Here is an 18,355-nt window from a genome sequence, read left to right as displayed (position 1 = left end):
AGGCAGCTCGCGAAGGGCCACGCCGTGCGCCCGGGTCCCTCAAGGCCCGCTGGGGCGGTCGGTGTCGGTGTCGGCGTACCGCAGGGCGAAAACCGCTTCGGTGGTGCGGCACAGTTCCTCCACCGCACGGCGCAGCGAGTGCCAGGACGCCGTCCACAGAAGGAGGCCGACGAGTGCCGCGGGCCACCACCAGATGCCGACGAGCGTGAAGGCGGCGCTCCACACAAGGGCCTCGCAGGCCCCCGCGTAGGCGTCACGCGCCTCGCTCAGCGCGACCCGGGACGCGTCCGGCACCTCGAGGAGCAGCCTGGTCCACGCCTCGGAGACATCTGCCCCCGTCGCCCGGCCGACGCGCCCCTCTGCCGCACGGAGCCGCTCGCCCGACCAGGTGGGGCAGCCGGGGCGGACCGACGCGGTGCGGGCCCTGTGTGCGTCGAGACGGGCGGCGCGCCACTCCCGTCCCTCCGCGCGGGCCCGTACGGCTTCCTCCCCGATCTCCCTGGGAGGCACCCAGCGCCGGGCCCGCCACAGGGTCAGCCGCCGTCCCAGCGGTACGAGCCACCAGGGCCAGGCCCCGGACACCAGCGCGCTGACCGCGGCCGCGGCGAAGGGCACGGCGAACGCGGCCCCCGCCACCGCCACGGCGACGAGGACGAGTGTCGCCACGCCTTCCCCCGCGGCGGCGCCGCTCAGCCGCAGCGCACCGGCGATCCGGTCGCGGGCGAGCCCGAGGTCGGCCCAGTGCCGCTGGCCGAGCTGCCCGCCGCCCACGACGGCGACCGCGACGAACAGCACGGCGGGCAGCAGCCGGCGCAGGAACCACCGGTCAGGTATCCGCTTCTGGAGTTCGAGGAGCAGCCCCATCACCCGTCAGTCCACCCGCCCCGTCACCCGTCAGTCCACCAGGCGCATCCGCCGGCCGGTCAGCGCGCAGGCCGGTGTCTCCGCGGCCCCGTCCTCCCGGTCCTCGCGCAGGTCGACGCGGGAGCAGCGGCCCATGGGACAGACCCAGCCGGTCGACCGCGGCGTGGGACCGCCCGGCCAGTCGCCCACGCCCATGGTGGCGCGCAAGCCGAGTCCGCCCGGAATCCCGGCCGCCTCGGCCGCGTCGTGCAGCGCGCGCACGGCGTGGCGCCACTCGTCGGCGGACGAGTCGCCGTCCCGCACGACCGCGAACGGCGTGTCCCACAGAGCAGGGCCGATCAGCTCACGCAGCCCGTCGACGTTGCGGCACAGGTACCCGACGGCGTCCCCGTACACCCTCTGCGCCTTCGCCCCATCGCCCACCGCGCCCCCTCGACTCCCCTGGAATCACTGTTCCTTGTCGGCAAATCCCATTAATGTAACGAGCGATGACCGACCTTCAAAGACGAGTCGTCGCACGCCTGTCGGCGGCTCGGGACGCCGGCGACGCCGCACCCCTGCATGCACCCGACGCGGTCGACGACGCGCTCGCCCTGCTGCGCGAAGCCGCTCCGTCGCCCGAGGGTTCCCTCGACCTCGACGCGCTCGCCGCGGTCTTCTGGACCTTCTGGTTCCGCACCGGCCCCGACGCCCCGGACGCGGAGCGGAGCGCAGCCTTCGCAGCCATCGTCTTCGGGTTTCTGCAGCCGCGCGTACCCGGGCACGTCCAGCTTCCCGAGCCCCTGCGGGAGTCCTTCGACCCCACCGACCCGGCCCATGACGCGCGCTTCGGGTATCTCGTGAGCTCGGCCCACGGCGACGTGCTCGACGCGCACGAGACGGCCGGCCCCGACCGGCTCGTCGCCCTCGACCGCGCTCTCGCCTGGTCCGACACGGCCCTGCGGCTGCTGCCCCAGGACCACGACGGTTTCGTCGAGTTGACGCTGCACGCCCTCCGGGTCCAGCTGGCCCGATTCCAGCTGGCGGCGGAGCCGGAGGCCCTGGCCGTCGCGGCCCGGCACGGGCGCGTGGTGTGCGAACGGCTGCCCGGCCTCGACCCGGCGGCCCTCGGTCCGGTCGCGGCCGCAGCGATGCCCCTTGCTCTCGGCACCGTCCTCGACGCGGCCCGGCTGCTCGGTGAGCCCTCGCTCGCCGAGGTCGAACGGCTGGTCGCGGCGGCCCCCGACGAGATGCTGACCCCGGAGGCCGGCGAGGGGCTGCGCCTCCTGCGCGAGCTGCACGCCGAACCCGCCGACTGGCCGGGCGAATTGGATCTGCGCGTCGGGGCGGCCGTCGCGGAAGCGGGTACACAGGAGCACGACGCCGGCCGTATCGCCTGCGCCGTACGCCGGCTGCGCTCGGCCCTCGTCCACACCCCACCCGGGCATCCGGCCCACCTGTTCGCGACTGCCACCCTGAGCGAGGCACTTGACGCCCTGGCCCGGGAGACCGGTGACGACGAGGCGGCCCGTGAGGCGGCCGGACTCGCGGCCGAACTGCTCGCGCACGCCGACGACATCGGCGCCGTGAGCGGTGAGGACCGGGAACTCCTCACCGTTCTCGCGGAGTTGCACGAGACGGCGGAGAGCGACGACCCGGAGCACGCGCAGCAGGTGGGGCCCCTCCTCAGCCGCGTTGTCGAGCAGTTCCAAGCGCGCGCCGCTCAGCACGATGCGCCGTTGGACATCGACCTGGAAACCCTGGGCATCACGGCCGCGTTCTCCACCGGTGATCCGGTCTCCGACCAGCAGATCGCCCGGTACCGCGCCGCCCTGGCCACGGTCCCCGCCGAGCGGCCGCTGCGTTACGCCTACGTCGCGGTGCTCGCCGCCCTCACCGGACTGCGGGCCCGTCAGCTGCGGGAGGCCGAGCCCGACGGGGCGGCGCGGCTGGACGCGGAGGCCCGCTCGCTGACCGGGCAGGCGGCGGCCGGGGCCCCGGCCGGCCTGCAGCTGTTCGGCCTGCTCCATAAGGGCGCCTACGACGCCGCGTTGTCCGTCGCCACGATGACGGTCCTCACCGGCGAGCCGGACGGCCGGGCGGACCCGGAGGCCGCCAAGGTGGTCTCCCGGCTGTCCCGCATGGCCGACATCCGCCTCGACGACCCCGGCCGCCTCGGCGCCGACATCGCGGCCCTCCGGGAACTCCTCGCGGACCTCGCGGAGGACGAGACCGTCGAACGGGCCGAGCTGTCCGCGGTCCTCGGCAGCGCGCTGGCCTCCCGCGCCGCGGCCCTCGGTGATGCCGCCCTCCTCGAAGAGGCCGTTCCGCTTCTCCGTCACGCCCGCTCTCACCTCGCCGAACTCCCGGCCGGCACCGACGGGATCCTGGCCTGGGCGCTCACGGCCCTGTCGGCCGGACGCCTCGACGCGGAGGAGGCGCGCGAGGCGGCGGTACTGCTCGCCGACATGGCGGCCGGCGGCCCACCCGACGACATCGTCCAGGCGGCCATGACGGACCAGTCGGAGTTCTTCAACGCCCTGCAGAACTACATGCTGGGGCATGAGACGGCACAGCTCGACCGGGCCCGGCAGAGCGCTCTGCGGCTGCAGGAGCTCGACGCCCGCGCCACCGACGAGGAGAGAGCGCAGCTGCCGGGGCTCGAGGTGCTGGGCGAGGACCTGCTCAACCTGCTGGAGAGCGTGGGGCCGGGCGGCGGCCCGAAGGCCGGCATCACCGACGGCCAGATCGACCGGTGCCGCGAGACATTCGCCGCATGCCCGCCCGGCCATCCGAGGCGGTTCTCCAGTGCGATGACGCTCATGCGGACACTCATCCTCCGCGCCTTCGACATCCGGGCGGAGGACCGGGAGCACGCACTCCGCCTCGTGGGCGAGGCAGGCCACCTGGTCGACGCCGTCGAGGCGGAGGCGCCCCAGGACTGGGCAGGCACGATGCGCCCCCTGGTCAGCATGATCGCCGCCATGGTCCTCGGCCGGCGCCTGCCCCCGGTCGTGTCGGAGCGGGCCCCCGGCGGCCAGGGCCGGGAACCGGCCAACGCCGTCGAAGCCGTACTGGCGCCGCTCCTGAACCGCCTCGCCGGCGTCGCCGACCCCACGGCGCTGCGCGACCCGCGGATCCCGGTCTGGTTCCGGGCACACGCCGAAATCGGGGCCGCGGCGGGTGCGTTGGGCCGGCCACAGCCGCGTATCGACCTCGCCCTCTCCCATCTCGAAGCGGCCGTCGAGGCGATGCCCGGCATCACCGACCGAGGCAGCGACCCCCAGTCCGCCGAGCACGCCCTGACGTCGTTCGAGGGGGACATCCGGGCCGTCGTCGAGCTGGTCCTCGTGACGGTCCTCGTCCGCGACGGCACCAGCCGCCTGCAGGACCACGTGAAGGCCGTGGAAGCGCATGTGGCGGCACTGGAGGAAGCCGTCGCGGCGGCCCCGGACGCCCCGCGGCTGCCGGATGCGCCGCCCGGGCTCACCCCGGCCTCCCTTCGCAGCGTCGAGGGCCCCGACGTCGATCGCGCCACCGCGCTGCTGGAGCGCGGCCGCGGACTCCTGCTGTCCCGGCGGCTCGAAGCCCGCGCCGACCTCAGCGAGCTGCGCTCCGCGTACCCGGCGCTCGCGGCCGCATTCGAGCGGCTCACCGACCAGCTCTCCGCCGAGCCCGGCCCGGACGGGTACGAGCAGCCCGAACGGGCCCGGCTCGCCGGGCTCCGCGCATCCCGTGCGCTGGACGAGCTGATCGAGGACATCCGCAGCCGGCCGGGGTTCGCCGGCTTCCTCCGCCCGCTCTCCGCCGAGCGGTTGCGCTCCCTGGCCGCCGACGGGCCGGTCGTCCTGCTCAACCACGCGCGGCGCGTGTGCCATGCGCTGGTCGTCACCGACCGGTCGATCACCGCGCTGTGCCTCGACGCCGAGTCGGACGACATCGCCGACGCGGCCCGGCGGCTGCGTGAGGCGATCTCCGCGATCAACGCACAAGGCACCTCGCGGCTGTCCCCGGCCGAACTCGTCGCCGCCGGAGCCACGGTCCGCCGCACCCTGTCGTGGACCTGGCACCGGATCGTGCGCCCCGTCCTCGACCTCGTGGGGGCCGGAGAGCCGGTATCCGCCTCAGGACCCTGGCCGCGGATCTGGTGGGTGCCCACGGGCGCCTTCAACGCCCTGCCGCTGCACGCGGCCCAATGCACGCTGCCCGACTGCTCCCTGGACGACTGCGGCGCCGCGCTGGATGCCGTGGTGTCGTCGTACGTGCCGGGTTTCCAGACCCTCGCGTACGCGCGCTCCCGCGCCGAGCACCGCGACACCGCGGGCGGGGACAGCGCCCTCCTCGTCGCGTCACCCGAGGGCGACCTGCCCGGCGTCGCGGCGGCGACCCGATACGCCGCCGGGCTGCTCGGGGCGCACGAGCCGCTGATCGGCGCGGCGGCGACCCGCGAGGCCGTACTCGCCGCGCTCGGCAGCACCCCCTGGGCGCACTTCGGCTGCCACGCGGCCACCGACCCGGCAGAACCGTCCGGTGCCCTGCTCCACCTGCCCAGCGGCGAACCGCTCTCCGTTCGCGAGGTCTGCCGGGCCCGGCCGCACGCGGCGCGCCTCGCCTTCCTCGCGGCCTGCGGGACCGCGCGCGCCTCCGAGCGGCTCAGCGACGAGGCCGTCCACATCACCAGCGCCTTCCTGCTGGCGGGCTTCCCCGCCGCGGTCGGCACGCTCTGGGAGATCGACAGCACGCACGCGGAACACGTCACCCGGGCCTTCTACCGGCGCGCGGCCGGCGCCGACGGCGGCCCGTCCGCAGACGCCCTGCACCACACCGTCCGCGAACTACGGCACGACATGCCCAACAGTCCGCACATCTGGGCGGCTTACGTCCACGCGGGGGTCTGAGTACGGCGAACCGTCGTACGCGAGGGCCCAGGGCACAAGGTCGTACGCGAGGGCCCCAGGAGACAAGACGGTCCCCGGTACGGGACGGGCAGTGCGGCAGCCCGGGACACGAGTGGTGCATGGGGCGATTCAGGCCGACTACAGGAATTGCTCGTTGCCGCATGCCTGTACGACCGGGAGAATTGGGGACGCTTCCCCGTGCCAGCCGTCCGTGGTCAGGCAGGGCGATGTCCTGGTGCAGTGTCGCATCCGGGTACGCCCCGCGCTGCCGCGTAGACGAAGGGAGGAACGTGACCTTCGGCTTCGCCCCGCATCCGTCCCCGCCCACGTCCGCCGATCCCACCGCCCGCCTGGGCCGGAAGCTGGAGCCCGCCGAGTGGGCTTCGGCCGGTATCCCGTTGCTGCGCAACCCGCGTGAGGTCGTCACCGGCCTGCACGACCGCCATCGCCCGGGGCTGTCGACGGCCATTGTGGCGGTGCTCGACCCGCAGGAGCGGGTGACCGCCAGCGCCTCGTTCACCGAACCCGCCGTCGCGCCCGACGGCTGGGAGCTCCGCAACGCCCTGCTGACGCATCTGCGCCGGGTCATCCCGCACGATCTGCGGCTCCGCGCTCCGGTCCGTACGGCCATACTGCTCTACTGCCGTGCGGGCGAACCGCGTTGGACCGAGACGGACGGGGCGTGGATGTGGGGGCTGCGCGATGCGTGCACCCTCCACGGGCTCCGCTGCGGCGCGTACATCACGCTGACCCCTGACCGCTGGCAGGTACTGGGAGAGGGCCGTGGCGGACGCCGTCCCCGCTCTTCCCCCGCGGACCGGCCGGGCCGACAACCCCGCCCAACGGGGACGGACCACACGACGGCGGCACCGCCGGATGCGCCCCGTAAGGCCGCTGCCGTCGTTCCGGGCGGTACAGCGCCCCGCAGCACCGGCGGCGGGGCTCCGGAAGCCCATCGGCACGCGGCGGCGCGCTGACCGGGCCCGGGAAGCCGTGCGGACCTGGGAGACCGTGCGGCGTCCCGCACCGGCGGGACGCGTCCGTCCGCGACCGCAAGCGAGCCCGACGGCCTCCGGGCCGACGGGCTGCTACGGAACCGGAGCGGTCAGGCGCTCGCGCCGAGAACGGCGTTGATCCGCTGCGGTTCGCCGCAGACGATCAGCAGCACTCCGGCCCGGGCCATCGCCGAGGGCAGCGCCCGCGCGGTGGTCTCGTCCGTGCCGCCGTTGACGGCGACGATCACGACCGGGCGGCCGGTAGCACGCTCGGCGGTGGCGTCCGCGTAGAACACATCGTCCGCCGCGTCGTGTTGGGCCCAGTAGGACGCCTCGCCGAAGGACAGCTCATGCGCGGCCCACGGGTGGGCTTCACCGGTGGTCAGCACGAGGATGTCGCCCGGCGCACGGCCGGAGTCCAGCAGCAGGTCGACGGCCTCGTCAGCGGCGTCGACGGCGCCGGCGACGGGCGCCGGAATCAGCTGGAGCTGCGCTCCCGCGGTGCCGCTCCGGTCGGCCGACGGCTCCGGCGAACCGTCGCGTGGCGCCGGCGGCGCGGCGACGGAGCCACGCGGTGGGGCAGGGGGTCCGGGCTTGCCCGGACGGGCGCTGGACGCGGGGGCGCCACGCGGCGGCGCGGGGCGGGGACCGGGACCAGGGACAGGACGGGGGGTCGGCGCGGTGCGGCCGGCGGCCGGAGTTGCGCGGGGACCCGGGACACTCTCGTGAATCTGAGGCTCCTCGGGGATGAGAGGCATAAAGGGATGTCTATCAAACGTAGGTGCGGGTCACGTCATCGGGTACCGAATTAACGCCCGTACCGCTCAGAAGTCGAAGCCGAGTTGGCCACCGGCTTCCAGAGCGGCTGCTTCGGGAGTGACGCGCACTTTCTTCAGATGCCGCCACCGGGGCAGGGCGTCGAGGTAGGACCACGACAGTCGGTGGTGCGGCGTGGGACCGTACTCCTCCAGGGCGTTGCGGTGGGTCGGCGAGGGGTAGCCGGCGTTGGACGCGAAGTCGAAACCGGCGTACTCCAGGCCCAGTTCGGCCATCAGCGCGTCGCGCCGCACCTTGGCGATCACGGACGCGGCGGCGACCGCGATACAGGACTGGTCGCCCTTGATGACCGTGCGGACCTGCCACGGCGCACCCAGGTAGTCGTGCTTGCCGTCGAGGATGACGGCGTCCGGCCGGACCGGCAGCGCCTCCAGGGCGCGTACGGCCGCGAGCCGCAGCGCCGCGGTCATACCCAGGTTGTCGATCTCCTCCGGAGAGGAGTGACCCAGGGCATACGACGTGACCCATTCGCCGAGCACCTCGCAGAGTTCACTGCGGCGCTTGGGGGTCAGCAGCTTGGAATCCGTGAGTCCGTCGGGCGGCCGGCGCAGACCCGTGACGGCCGCGCAGACGCTGACCGGACCGGCCCAGGCACCGCGTCCGACCTCGTCGATCCCTGCGACGATCTTGGCGCCCGTCTTGGCGCGCAATGATCGCTCGACAGTATGGGTAGGAGGCTCGTACGGCATGGCGCCAGCCAGGTTACGCCTATTCGGCCCAGCCGTCCGCACCGGCTCCCGTCTCCGCCGCCATCGGCCCGGATGACACCGGGGACGGGGTTCACCGATGCCCCTACCGACCGGTACGCGGCGGTCGGCGCCGACCGGCCCCGGGCCGGCTCTTCGCCAGGCGCCCCTTCCCCGCCCCTCCCCCGCCCCGCACACGGCGCACAAGCGCCAAGTCGCCGCACAGCGCCACCCGTTGGCGATACGGGCGGCCGATGCAGGCGTGGAAGGTGAAGGCACTCGCGGCGGCGCGAGGAGGGCAGATGAGGACAGCGGTGCGCTCCCGCGGCGGTGCCGATCGGTCAGTCGGCCAGGGCGGGAGCCCAGGGCGGAAGGGGTTCGGTGCTGTCCAGCCATGCCGCGGGCGGGGCGCCGCCGGGGCCGGCGGCGACGATGCCGCCGACGATGGCGCCGGTGGTGTCGACATCGCCGCCGGCCTGGACCGTGGTCCAGAACGCCCCCTCGTAGTCTCCGAGGTGCCGGGCCGCGGCCCACAGGGTGAACGGCACGGTGTCGTGGGCACTGGTGCGCCGTCCACAGCCCAGGACCGCCGCGACGGTGCCGGAGTCGGCGTAGTCGAGCATGTCGCGTGCGCGGCGCAGCCCGGCTTGTACGGCACTGCGCGGGATCAGCTCCAGTACGCCGTCGAGCAGCTGCTCGGGGCTCGTCTCGCGGGTCGGGTCGGCCGCCAGAGCGGCCGCAGCGGCCACCGCCATGGTGCCGACGACGGCCTCGCGGTGCTGGTGGGTGGTGTACGCGGAGATCTCCGCCTGGTGCGTGGCCTGCACGGGGTCACCGGCGTACCAGGCGCCCAGGGGAGCGATGCGCATGGCGGCACCGTTGCCCCAGGAGCCCCTGCCGTTGAAGAGCGCGGACGCCAGCTCACGCCAGTCGCCGCCCTCGCGGATCAGCCGGAGCAGACGGTTCACGACGGGGCCGTAGCCGCGGTCGGCGTCGTGGTGTTCCGCGAAGGAACGCGCGAGCGCGTCCTGGTCGATCCGGCCGTGGGCGGTGAGCACGGCCAGGACGGAGCAGGCCATCTCGGTGTCGTCGGTCCACTGCCAGGGGGCAGGCGGCAGCGCACGGCGCTTGAGGGCGGGGTAGTGGGCGGGGACGAAGAACTGGGAGCCGAGGGCGTCGCCCACGGACAGTCCGCGCAGGCTCGCCAGAGCCCGCGCACAGCGGTCTGCGTCACGGTGGTCGAGGGTCATCGCTGTGCACTTTAACCGCTGCCGCCCTAGGACTCGGGTTCACACCGGCGAACGGTCAGTCGGCCACAAGGGCCGGACGGCCGTCACGCATCCCGCAAGGACGGTCGTGATGTGTCCCGCAAGGACCGCCATCACGCATCTCGTAAGGACGACCGTCACGTGTCCCGTAGGGGCGACCGTTGCGTATCTCGTACGGCCGGCCGGAGAAGCGACGGCGCAGCAGGCGGTCGTGGGAGACCACGACCAGCGCACCGGACCATGACTCCAGGGCCGCTTCGAGCTCTTCGACGAGGCCGAGCGCCAGATGGTTGGTCGGCTCATCGAGCAGCAGCAGATCCGCCGGGCGGGCCAGCAGCCGGGCGAGAGCGAGCCGGCGCCGCTGGCCCGCCGAGAGCGCTCCGACCGGCACCCGGAGGTCGCGTTCACGGAACAACCCGAACGACAGCAGCAGGTCGGTCAGCTGATCGCCGTCCCCGGCCAGGCCTCGGCGGAAGGCATCCAGCAGCGGCTCAGCCGGCCGGGAGACCGGTATCTCCTGTGCGAGGTAGCCGATCCGCCCCCGGCGCAGCACCGTGCCGCGGTCGGGGGTCGTGACCCCGGCCAGGACCCGCAGCAACGTGGTCTTGCCGGCACCGTTGGCACCGTGGATCAGCACGCGCTCACCGGCGGTGACGGTGAAGGAATCCACCGCGAGCCGGTCGCCGACCCGCACCCCCTCGAGCTCGACGAGGGTCCCCTTCGCGTCGCCGGCACCCGGTGCGGCCCGGAAGCGGAGCGGCTCGGGCGGCCGGGGAACCGGCCTCTCCCGCAGTCTGCGCAGCCGCTCCTGGGCATTGCGCACCCGGCTCGACACGGACGCCTGGACGCGCCCCTTGTCCCGTTCGTACGCCATTTTGTTGCCGTCTTTCATGGCTCGGCCCTGAGCGACGGTACGGGCCGTACCCGCGGCGAAGTCGGTGAGCCGGCCGACCTGTTCACACCACTGGGCATACTCCTGCTCCCAGCGGCGGCGAGCGGCGGCCTTGGCCTCGACGAAGGCGCCATAGTCCCCGCCGTAGCGGACGATGCCCCGCCGGTCGGCGTCGACCTCGACGATCGTGGTCGCGATCCGCTGGAGGAAGAGCCGGTCGTGCGAGACGGCGAGGACCGTGCCGCGATGGGCGAGCAGGGCATCCTCCAGCCAGTCGAGGGCGGCCGCGTCGAGGTGGTTGGTCGGCTCGTCGAGCAACATCACCTCCGGTGCCGCGGCGATCAGGCAGGCGAGTCCCAGCCGGGCCTGTTCGCCCCCGGAGAGGCCGCCGAGTCGCCGGCCGTGGTCCAGCCGTGCCAGCCCCAGGGCATGCAGCGCCTTGTCGACACGGGCATCGGCTTCATAGCCGCCTCGCAGCTCGAAGAGGGTGAGCAGATCGCCGTACTCCGCCAGCCGCTCGTCCGTGGCATCCCCGAGCCCCTGCTCCAGCGTCCGCAGCCGGCATTCCATCGCCCTGAGATCCGCCAGAGCGGCATCGATCGCATCCTGGACGGTCCGGTCCGCCGGGAGGTCGGGGGTCTGGCCGAGATAGCCGGTGCCACCGTCGGCGCGCAGCACCACGTGCCCCTCATCGGGCCGTTCGACGCCCGCGATGATACGGAGCAGCGTCGACTTGCCGGCGCCGTTCTCCCCGACGATCCCGACACTGTCCCCCGGCCGTACCGACAGCGAGACACCGTCGAAGAGCAATCGGTCGGCGTGCGACTTGGTGATGTCGTGCAGTGAGATCTGAGTGGGCATCGCCCCTCCCCCCAATCAAACGCAACCTCTGTTGCATTACGATGAGGATGGCACATCAGCCCTCCTAACGCAACAGGAGTTGCAATTGACTGACGAAAAGGCTCGCCGGACGACGACGGGCGAGCGCGCGCACGGAGCCGACGCCGCCACACCCGAGCCCGGCACCCGGCGCCCCGGCGGCCGTACCGCCCGCACCCGCGCGGCCGTCCGTGACGCCGTGCTGGCCGGCCTGACCGAGCACGGCTATCCCGGCCTCACCGTCGAGTACGTCGCCGAGCACTCGGGCGTGCACAAGACCACGCTCTACCGCCGCTGGAAGGACGTCGAAGGGCTGGTGGCGGACGCCCTGGATCTCGCCGGCGAGGACAGCTGGCTACCGCCCGACACCGGCTCACTGGAGGGGGATCTGCACGCCCTCGCCCAGGAGGTCGTCACCTCCTTCACCGACCCGGCCGTGTCCGCGTCCGGCTCCGCGATGATCGCCGCCGGCTTCCAGTCGGAACGGGCGGCCGAAGCGCTGCGCACGTACTACGCCGAGCGCTTCACGCGCTGCGAGGCCATCGTCGAGCGCGCACTTCGGCGCGGGGAGCTGTCGACGTCACCGGACGCCGACGGCGGCGCCGAAGCCGCAGCCCCGACCCGCGCCCTCGACGCCGGTGCGCTCGTCCGCTCCGTCTCCGCGCCGCTCTTCTTCCGCCTCTTCATCACCCGGGAGCCGATCGACAGCGCCCTCGCCGAGCAGGCCGTGGCGGTGACACTGGCCGCCGCCCGCGCGGGGGTGTTCACCGACGGCCGCGCAGCGGAGGAAGGCTGACACCCCGCCCGGGGCCCGCATCCACCCGTCACACCGTCCACGACGGTTCGAGCTGCACGACATCTCCGGTGACCGCCCGGACGTCCGCGGCTATCTGAGCCCGAAGCGCCAGCCGCTCGACCCGTTCGGGCCGGTACTTCCCACGCTCGGCCGCCGACTGCCACATCGACAGCACCAGGAACTCCTCGCCCGGAGCCCGCCCCAGCATGCCCCGCAGCATGCCCGGCGAGCCCGCCATCGCCGGGTTCCAGACCTTCTCCTGCATCAGCATGAAGTGGTCGACCCGGTCCCCGCGCACCTGGCAATGCGCCAGCCGCATCACATCCACATCGCCGAACACCGGACGGAAGCCCACCTTCACGTCAAACTCGTGCTCGAACAGCCGCACTCGGGCATCTTTGAACGTGCCCACCTGGGCGGCCGCCAGCCGGTCGTGCGAACGCGCCATGAAGGAGTCGTAGAACGCCCGGCTCTCCCAGAAGGCGACGAAGTGCGCGACACCCGGCCGCACCCGGCTCCACCCTCCGCCCTGCCCCCGGAACCCCGGCTCCCCCAGTAGTCCCGCCCATTTCCGCTGCCCCCGCTCGAACCCTCGACGGTCCACGACGGTGAGGCGAATCCACTTGACCAGCACCGCGCCATCGTACGGCCCGAGGGCGAACCTGGTCACTGCGCGTCACGGCCCCACCACGCCGAACTTCCTTACGGGCGTGGGCCGATGGGTACGCGGGCGCCGCCTCCACCACCCTGGAAGCCTCCCGGCGCGGAACCTCCCGAAAGGAGCACCCACTCCCCTGTGCGCCGTACAGGCGCCTTCCACCACCCCGCCGAGCGCCGGCACCGCGGGTGCGCACCGAAGCCTGCGAGCCCCTCCGCAAGAGCAGTTTCCGGCCACCCTCACCCATTGAGCCACCCTCAATCCACCTGGCACCAGAGGGAGTTCGCTCAGCACCGCAGGACGCCTACGTGGCACGATGGCCACCCATGGAAAGTCCTGGGGAGTCGGCCACATGGCCACGCGGGTCGCCGCGTGGGTCCGTGCCGCGCCCCCGGGGGAAGGAGGGGCAAGCCGGTGAACACGTTCGACAAGGGCATCGAGAAGGTCGAGGTAGCGCTCAAGTGGGACCCCAGCCCCACCGGCACACCGGACCACGACCTCGACATCATCGCGGCGACCTATACGGCCGACGCCCCGCACGGCGACCCGGCCTACCTGGTGCACTTCGACAGCCGGTCGCCCGACGGGACCATCAACCTCAACCGGGACAGCCGGACCGGCCAGGGGTTCGGCTACGACGAGATCATGATCCTGGAACTGAACCGGCTGGCCGAAACCTATGCGCGTGTCGTCGTCGGCGTGGCCATCCAACAGGTCGCGGGCCGCACGGTCTTCGGTGACATAGCGAACGCCGCCGTACGGATCCGCGAGGGGTACGCCGAACTGGCACAGCACGACTTCGCCGCGGTCGCCGGTTCCACCGCCGCCACGGTCGCCGAATTCGCCCGGAACGAGGCGGGCAAGTGGCAGTTCCGCGCCGATGTCCGGGGATTCAGCACCGACCCGAGCACGTTCGCCCGGTCCATGGGCCGGTAGCCGGCGCGGACCGGTAGCCACCGTCGGCCGATAACCATCAGGGTCGGGCAGCGGCCATGGCCCGATATCGCCCATGGCCGGGCAACGCGACCTCGGCGCAGGGGGGGAGGGGCCCGGGTAACGTCTTGTATGCCCAAGACGTTACCGCCCGGCCCGCCTTGGAGACGACGCTCATGCCGCAGCGCCCGCCGCCCTCAGGGCCACGATCAGGATTACCGCTCTACCTGGCCGCCGCCTTCTCCGCCCGTCTGGCGGACGAGGGCATGGCCGTGGCGGTGGCTCTGCTGGCCCTGCAGCGCTCCGGGAGCGCGGCCCAGGGCGCGTTCGTCCTCGCGGCCTGGATGGCGCCGCATGTGGTCGCGGCACCCCTGGTGGGCGCCTTCGCCACACGTATGCGCCGTCCCCGGCTGTGCTACCTCGGGGCGCTGGGCGGCTTCGCCCTCGGCATCGTGGCACTGTCCGCGCTCATCGGACGGGCCCCCGCCCCGGTGGTCCTCGCCGTCGCCCTGTCCGGCGGTGCCTGCGGCCCGGCCGTGTCCGGCGGCCTCTCCAGCCTGCTCGCCGTCCTGCTGCCGGCGTACGCGCGGCAGGACCGTGCGTACGCGCTCGACGCAGCCGTCTACAACGCGGCATCGGTGGCGGGCCCCTCGGTGGCCGGCGTAGTGGCAACGCTGGCCTCTCCGGGCATGGCGATGGCACTCCTCGGCGGCTCGGCCGCACTCGGGGCGGCGCTGCTCGGCGGGATTCCGTGCGGGGGCGGACGACAGTCCTGCGAGGCCGCGCAACAGCCCATCGGTGCTGCGCCGGAGTCCGTCACGGCTTCGCATCACGAGACGGCGGCGGATCCGGTGCCGGCCGGCGGGGCGCTGCGCACCGACCTGATGGCGGGGCTGACGGCGCTCTGGCGCGTCCGGGAACTGCGCGCCCTCACCGCGGGCACCTGCCTGGCCTTCGCCGGTATCGGCGGCCTGACCACCACCGCAGTACTGCTCGCGGGCTACCGGGGGCACCCGGGAGCGGGCGGCGCCCTGATGACCGCCTTCGCCACCGGGGCGCTCATCGGCTCGCTGGCGGTGGCCCGTTGGCGGCTGCCCTGCCCGGATCAAGGGCTGGTCGTGGCGGCCCTGTGCGGCACCGGCCTCACGCTGGGCACCGCCGCGCTCGTACCGTCGCCGACGGCCGACGCGGCGCTGTTCGTCCTGGCGGGCGTATGCGACGGTCCGCTGCTGACCGCCACCCTGCGGCTCCGGGCCGCGTACGCTCCGCCGCGCGCCCGGGCGCAGGTCTTCACCCTCGGCGCGGGGCTGAAGATCACCGCGGCGGCCTGCGGAGGCGCTCTCACCGGCGCGGCGGCTGCCGCGCCACCACCCCTGTTGCTGCTCGGAATCGCCGCCGTCCAACTGGGCGCCGCGCTGCTCTACGTACGCGGCCGCCCGCGCCCACGCACCCACGACGGCGAACCGGACAAGGGCGGCACCACGACGACGGACAGTGCCCCGGACGCGACGCACCCGGACCCGGACCCGACAAACACGACGCACCCGGACACGGCAAAGGGGACCGGTACCGAACCGGTCCCCTCCGCCGGCCGCTGAACCGCCTCAGCGGTCCCGCGCGCCGAAGCCCGGGCTCAGCCCAGGCACAGCGGGGCCGCGGCGGGAAGTCTCCCCCGCCGCGGCCCCGATCCGGCTGTCAGCTGCAGCCGCTGGTGGAGCCGCAGCCCTCGCACAGGTAGCAGCTGCCGGCCCGCTGCATCTTCGTCCCGCAGGAGAAGCACAGCGGCGCGTCGGCGTTGATGCCCAGCTGCATCTCGACCAGCTCGGCGTTGGTGTGCGCCTGCTTGGCCGCCGGTGCGGCGGTCTCCCCGGCACTCTTCTTCGCCGGGGCGGGGTCCTTGGCCGTGTCCATCTGGCGCGGCGCCGACTGGGCCAGGCCCTCGACGTCGACGTCCTCGTCGACCGGCTCGTACGAACCGGTCTCCAGGTGGCGCTGGCGCTCCTCGACGGAGTGGATGCCGAGCGCCGAGCGGGTCTCGAACGGCAGGAAGTCCAGCGCCAGGCGGCGGAAGATGTAGTCGACGATCGACTGGGCCATCCGCACGTCCGGGTCGTCCGTCATACCGGCCGGCTCGAAGCGCATGTTGGTGAACTTCGAGACGTAGGTCTCCAGCGGGACGCCGTACTGGAGGCCCACCGACACCGCGATGGAGAAGGCGTCCATCATGCCCGCGAGGGTCGAGCCCTGCTTGGACATCTTCAGGAAGACCTCACCGAGACCGTCGTCCGGGTAGGAGTTGGCGGTCATGTAGCCCTCGGCGCCGCCGACCGTGAAGGAGGTGGTGATCCCGGGACGGCCCTTGGGGAGGCGCTTGCGGACCGGGCGGTACTCGACGACCTTCTTCTCGGCGGCCGGCTCGGCCTCGGCCTTCTTCTCCTCCTCCTTCTTCTTGGCGGAGAGCGGCTGGCCGACCTTGCAGTTGTCGCGGTAGATCGCCAGCGCCTTCAGGCCGAGCTTCCAGCCCTGGTAGTAGACGTCCTCGATGTCCTCGACGGTGGCCGACTCCGGGACGTTGACCGTCTTGGAGATCGCACCGGAGAGGAACGGCTGAGCCGCGGCCATCATGCGGACGTGGCCCATCGGGGAGATGGAGCGGTCGCCCATGGCGCAGTCGAAGACCTCGTAGTGCTCGGGCTTGAGGCCGGGGGCGTCGATGACATTGCCGTGCTCGGCGATGTGGGCGACGATCGCCTCGACCTGCTCCGGCTGGTAGCCGAGCCGCTTGAGCGCCTTCGGGACCGTCTGGTTGACGATCTGCATGGAGCCGCCGCCGACCAGCTTCTTGAACTTGACGAGGGCGAGGTCCGGCTCGACGCCCGTGGTGTCGCAGTCCATCATCAGGCCGATGGTGCCGGTCGGGGCGAGCACCGAGGCCTGGGCGTTGCGGAAGCCGTTCTTCTCGCCGAGGCGGAGGACGTCCTGCCATGCCTCGGTCGCCGCGGCCCAGACCGGGGTGTCCAGGTCGTCCATGCGCCGGGCGGTGCCGTTGGCGTCGGCGTGCTGCTTCATGACGCGCTTGTGGGCGTCGGCGTTCCGGGCGTAGCCGTCGTACGCGCCGACCACCGCGGCCAGCTCGGCGGAGCGCCGGTAGGAGGTGCCGGTCATCAGGGAGGTGATGGCACCGGCCAGCGCGCGGCCGCCGTCGGAGTCGTAGGCGTGGCCGGTGGCCATCAGCAGGGCGCCGAGGTTGGCGTAGCCGATACCCAGCTGGCGGTAGGCGCGGGTGGTCTCGCCGATCTTCTGGGTGGGGAAGTCGGCGAAGCAGATGGAGATGTCCATCGCGGTGATGACCAGCTCGACGACCTTGGCGAAGCGCTCGGCGTCGAAGGACTGGTTGCCCTGGTCGTCGTCGCGGAGGAACTTCAGGAGGTTGAGCGAGGCGAGGTTGCACGAGGAGTTGTCCAGGTGCATGTACTCGCTGCAGGGGTTGGACGCGGTGATGCGGCCGGTCTCCGGCGAGGTGTGCCAGTGGTTGATGGTGTCGTCGTACTGGATGCCGGGGTCGGCGCACGCCCAGGCGGCCTCGGCCATCTTGCGGAAGAGCCCCTTGGCGTCGACCTCTTCGATGACGTCACCGGTCAGACGGCCGCGCAAGCCGAACTTCGAGCCGGTCTCGACGGCCTTCATGAACTCGTCGTTCACACGGACCGAGTTGTTGGCGTTCTGGTACTGGACGGACGTGATGTCGTCGCCGCCCAGGTCCATGTCGAAGCCCGCGTCGCGCAGCGCGCGGATCTTCTCCTCCTCCTTCACCTTGGTCTCGATGAAGGCCTCGACGTCCGGGTGGTCGACGTCCAGGACGACCATCTTGGCCGCGCGGCGGGTGGCGCCGCCCGACTTGATCGTTCCGGCGGACGCGTCGGCGCCGCGCATGAAGGAGACCGGGCCGGAGGCGTTGCCACCGGAGGAGAGCAGCTCCTTGGAGGAGCGGATGCGGGAGAGGTTCAGGCCGGCGCCGGAGCCGCCCTTGAAGATCATCCCCTCTTCCTTGTACCAGTCCAGGATCGACTCCATGGAGTCGTCCACGGAGAGGATGAAGCAGGCGCTGACCTGCTGCGGCTGCTGGGTGCCGACGTTGAACCACACCGGCGAGTTGAAGCTGAAGACCTGGTGCAGCAGGGCGTACGCCAGCTCGTGCTCGAAGATCTCGGCGTCCGCCGGGGAGGCGAAGTAACCGTTCTTCTCGCCGCTCATGCGGTACGTCTTGACCACACGGTCGATCAGCTGCTTCAGGCTCGACTCACGGGTCTCGGAGCCCACCGCACCACGGAAGTACTTGCTCGTGACGATGTTGACCGCGTTCACCGACCAGAAGTCGGGGAACTCCACGCCGCGCTGCTCGAAGTTGACCGAGCCGTCGCGCCAGTTGGTCATGACGACGTCACGGCGCGCCCACTCCACCTCGTCGTACGGATGCACGCCGGGGGTGGTGTGGATGCGCTCGATGCGCAGCCCCTTGCTCGCCTTGCTGCCCTTGGCGCGGGAGCCTCGTGCCGGGCCGCTCGTCGTCTCTGTCATTCCGCCTCCCTGTATACGGGCAAACGCCCATATGTGCGCACACATTCCGTGGCACGGTGTTTGTCTTTCTGATACCGGGGCGCCCTGCTCTC

The 18,355-nt window shown here is 72.6% G+C and carries 13 protein-coding genes; 5 read left to right on the top strand and 8 right to left on the bottom strand.

Annotated features, from left to right (window positions below; translation table 11 throughout):
• Window positions 1-39: 39 nt before the first annotated feature.
• Window positions 40-864 (bottom strand): hypothetical protein, encoded by an 825-nt coding sequence (locus tag ACFY12_RS32690; protein ID WP_390719588.1) that lies wholly within the window; start codon window positions 862-864, stop codon window positions 40-42.
• Window positions 865-894: 30 nt separating this feature from the next.
• Window positions 895-1,287 carry a hypothetical protein gene (locus tag ACFY12_RS32685; RefSeq protein ID WP_390719587.1) on the bottom strand — a complete coding sequence of 131 codons (393 nt, stop codon included), beginning with the start codon at window positions 1,285-1,287 and terminating at the stop codon, window positions 895-897.
• Between the two features lie 65 nt (window positions 1,288-1,352).
• Between ACFY12_RS32685 and ACFY12_RS32680 the strand changes: the two genes are divergently transcribed.
• The gene (locus tag ACFY12_RS32680; protein ID WP_390719586.1) at window positions 1,353-5,741 is read left to right on the top strand and encodes a CHAT domain-containing protein; all 4,389 of its coding nucleotides are present in this window, start codon (window positions 1,353-1,355) and stop codon (window positions 5,739-5,741) included.
• Window positions 5,742-6,031: 290 nt separating this feature from the next.
• Window positions 6,032-6,718, top strand: coding sequence for a hypothetical protein (locus ACFY12_RS32675; RefSeq protein ID WP_390719585.1), 687 nt, complete (start codon window positions 6,032-6,034; stop codon window positions 6,716-6,718).
• A 128-nt stretch (window positions 6,719-6,846) separates the two neighbouring features.
• Here ACFY12_RS32675 and ACFY12_RS32670 read toward each other — a convergent pair whose 3' ends face one another.
• The 4 genes from ACFY12_RS32670 to abc-f form a co-directional block, all read right to left on the bottom strand.
• A complete protein-coding gene (locus ACFY12_RS32670; protein WP_390719584.1) occupies window positions 6,847-7,494 on the bottom strand; it encodes a hypothetical protein in 648 nt (215 codons plus the stop codon).
• A 66-nt stretch (window positions 7,495-7,560) separates the two neighbouring features.
• Window positions 7,561-8,262 carry a ribonuclease HII gene (locus ACFY12_RS32665; protein WP_390719583.1) on the bottom strand — a complete coding sequence of 234 codons (702 nt, stop codon included), beginning with the start codon at window positions 8,260-8,262 and terminating at the stop codon, window positions 7,561-7,563.
• Window positions 8,263-8,600: 338 nt separating this feature from the next.
• Window positions 8,601-9,509, bottom strand: coding sequence for an ADP-ribosylglycohydrolase family protein (locus tag ACFY12_RS32660; protein WP_390719582.1), 909 nt, complete (start codon window positions 9,507-9,509; stop codon window positions 8,601-8,603).
• Window positions 9,510-9,564: 55 nt separating this feature from the next.
• Window positions 9,565-11,280: a ribosomal protection-like ABC-F family protein gene (abc-f, locus tag ACFY12_RS32655; protein ID WP_390719581.1), complete on the bottom strand. Its 1,716-nt coding sequence runs from the start codon at window positions 11,278-11,280 to the stop codon at window positions 9,565-9,567.
• An 85-nt stretch (window positions 11,281-11,365) separates the two neighbouring features.
• Between abc-f and ACFY12_RS32650 the strand changes: the two genes are divergently transcribed.
• Window positions 11,366-12,094: a TetR/AcrR family transcriptional regulator C-terminal ligand-binding domain-containing protein gene (locus tag ACFY12_RS32650; RefSeq protein ID WP_390719580.1), complete on the top strand. Its 729-nt coding sequence runs from the start codon at window positions 11,366-11,368 to the stop codon at window positions 12,092-12,094.
• 28 nt (window positions 12,095-12,122) lie between these two features.
• Here the strand turns inward: ACFY12_RS32650 and ACFY12_RS32645 are convergent, their stop codons facing one another.
• Window positions 12,123-12,728, bottom strand: coding sequence for a YdbC family protein (locus tag ACFY12_RS32645; protein ID WP_390719620.1), 606 nt, complete (start codon window positions 12,726-12,728; stop codon window positions 12,123-12,125).
• A 438-nt stretch (window positions 12,729-13,166) separates the two neighbouring features.
• Between ACFY12_RS32645 and ACFY12_RS32640 the strand changes: the two genes are divergently transcribed.
• Together ACFY12_RS32640 and ACFY12_RS32635 are read left to right on the top strand one after the other, a co-directional pair.
• A complete protein-coding gene (locus ACFY12_RS32640) occupies window positions 13,167-13,688 on the top strand; it encodes a TerD family protein (protein ID WP_390719579.1) in 522 nt (173 codons plus the stop codon).
• Between the two features lie 173 nt (window positions 13,689-13,861).
• On the top strand, window positions 13,862-15,283 hold the full coding sequence (locus tag ACFY12_RS32635) for an MFS transporter (RefSeq protein WP_390719578.1): 1,422 nt from the start codon (window positions 13,862-13,864) through the stop codon (window positions 15,281-15,283).
• Window positions 15,284-15,380: 97 nt separating this feature from the next.
• On the opposite strand, the gene ACFY12_RS32630 is transcribed toward ACFY12_RS32635, so the two are convergent.
• Complete coding sequence (locus ACFY12_RS32630) at window positions 15,381-18,263, bottom strand: vitamin B12-dependent ribonucleotide reductase (protein ID WP_390719577.1); 2,883 nt, start codon at window positions 18,261-18,263, stop codon at window positions 15,381-15,383.
• Window positions 18,264-18,355 lie beyond the last annotated feature (92 nt).

It is taken from the genome of Streptomyces sp. NPDC001339, assembly GCF_042895955.1.
Classification (GTDB): domain Bacteria; phylum Actinomycetota; class Actinomycetes; order Streptomycetales; family Streptomycetaceae; genus Streptomyces.
The sequence above is the reverse complement of the archived record's forward strand: the minus strand, read 5'-3'. Positions and strand labels throughout refer to the sequence as shown.

What these genes read in the sequence shown, in the direction of transcription:
- ACFY12_RS32665 (WP_390719583.1), bottom strand. Translation starts at nt 8,262, where the DNA reads ATGCCGTACGAGCCTCCTACCCATACTGTCGAGCGATCATTGCGCGCC.
- ACFY12_RS32635 (WP_390719578.1), top strand. Translation starts at nt 13,862, where the DNA reads ATGCCGCAGCGCCCGCCGCCCTCAGGGCCACGATCAGGATTACCGCTC.
- ACFY12_RS32670 (WP_390719584.1), bottom strand. Translation starts at nt 7,494, where the DNA reads ATGCCTCTCATCCCCGAGGAGCCTCAGATTCACGAGAGTGTCCCGGGT.
- ACFY12_RS32630 (WP_390719577.1), bottom strand. Translation starts at nt 18,263, where the DNA reads ATGACAGAGACGACGAGCGGCCCGGCACGAGGCTCCCGCGCCAAGGGC.
- ACFY12_RS32680 (WP_390719586.1), top strand. Translation starts at nt 1,353, where the DNA reads ATGACCGACCTTCAAAGACGAGTCGTCGCACGCCTGTCGGCGGCTCGG.
- ACFY12_RS32660 (WP_390719582.1), bottom strand. Translation starts at nt 9,509, where the DNA reads ATGACCCTCGACCACCGTGACGCAGACCGCTGTGCGCGGGCTCTGGCG.
- ACFY12_RS32690 (WP_390719588.1), bottom strand. Translation starts at nt 864, where the DNA reads ATGGGGCTGCTCCTCGAACTCCAGAAGCGGATACCTGACCGGTGGTTC.
- abc-f (WP_390719581.1), bottom strand. Translation starts at nt 11,280, where the DNA reads ATGCCCACTCAGATCTCACTGCACGACATCACCAAGTCGCACGCCGAC.